The sequence below is a fragment of the Mesorhizobium sp. B1-1-5 genome, assembly GCF_006443065.1.
GTDB lineage: Bacteria > Pseudomonadota > Alphaproteobacteria > Rhizobiales > Rhizobiaceae > Mesorhizobium.
The window spans coordinates 1-1,260 of sequence record NZ_VFWS01000471.1 but is presented as its reverse complement, the minus strand read 5'-3'; the positions used below and the strand labels follow the sequence as shown (position 1 = coordinate 1,260).

1 protein-coding gene is annotated in these 1,260 nt (G+C 60.0%); it reads right to left on the bottom strand.

The genetic code is table 11. The annotated features are described in order from the left end of the window. Window positions 1-82: 82 nt before the first annotated feature. Window positions 83-1,260: hypothetical protein (locus FJ980_RS32470; RefSeq protein WP_140547545.1), on the bottom strand; the 1,178-nt coding region annotated here is incomplete at its 5' end.

Genomic DNA, 1,260 nt, shown 5'->3' with positions numbered 1-1,260 from the left:
CTGAGCGACAAGTATAAAACGAAGGCTTGAGGCGCGTCGCGCCAATCCGTTCGAAGGCGACGCGCTTTGGTGAGCCGAGTGGCTACGGTGTCGGGTCCGCCTGGTCCGACTCGTCGCCGCCATCGTCAATGCTGTCGTCCTCGGCTGTATCGGCCGGCTTCAGCATGACGCCATTGACAATGACCGAACCGTCCGGCTTGGCGTTGATGACCCATTCCATACGGCCGTCCGTCAAGGTCTTGCCGAACCCTTTCACCATCAGGGCCACAGGGACGTACTGCGCCACCTCCGGTTCCGATTTCGCCGCTTCCTGCAGGCCTTCGACGATCTTGTCGAAGCCGGCGACGTCCACCGTCACATTGGCTTCCGGCTTCTCGCCAGGAAACGTCATTTCGCCTTCCAAGGCGATTTCGGTATCCTTGTTCTTGATGGTGCTATGGCCAATGACGACCTTCGGCGTCTTGGCCATGAAGTCGGTTTTGAGCTGCTCTCCGAATTCGGCCGACAGCGGCGGGTTCTTGTTAAGATCAAAGGCTTCGATTGCCTTCTTCGCCATGCTGTCGAGATCGATATTGGCGCCGCCGAAGTTCAGGTCGATATCGGTCGGCAGCAGCGCCATGCTCCAGTTCGGCAGAAGCTGCTGCGGCACGGTCAACCCAGATGCCTTGATCCCGTAGCCGATCGTACCGCTCTGGGCGACGCCATCCGTTCCGAAGGCGGTGCTGAGCTGCGCCGCACCGAACGTGCCGACCGGGCTCTCGACCGCGAAATTCTTGAACCCGTATGTCCCGTCGATGCGCTCCCACACAGGAAGCGCGGCGAGCAGAAGCGATTTGAGCTGTGCCTGGTTGGCTTTCAGCGTGGCTTCATTCTCATTGGCGACGGCAAATGCCAGGAGATCGAGCAGCGGCTTGGTCTGCACGCCCTTGCCTTTGGCATCCACCGACAGTTCCGGTGATTTGACGGTGACCGGGAATTTCAGTCCGCTTTCGGGATCGTCGAATTTGATCGCCTCGACAAAGTTCGACACTTTTTGCGACAACGCGAAATCGACCCCGCCATTGGCAGCCTTGGTGGCGGCCATGGTCGCGGTGCCGCCGTCGGCGCTGACTTCCATGTGCTGCTTGGCATCTTGCGACACCATCGTCATGCCCGCCATCGAACTGGTGCCGCTGGTAAATGCCGCCAGATTGGGGTCGTAGACACCGGAACCCTTGCCGTCCTTGATAGAAAATTGCGTGCTCTGCAGCCCCTGCGGCC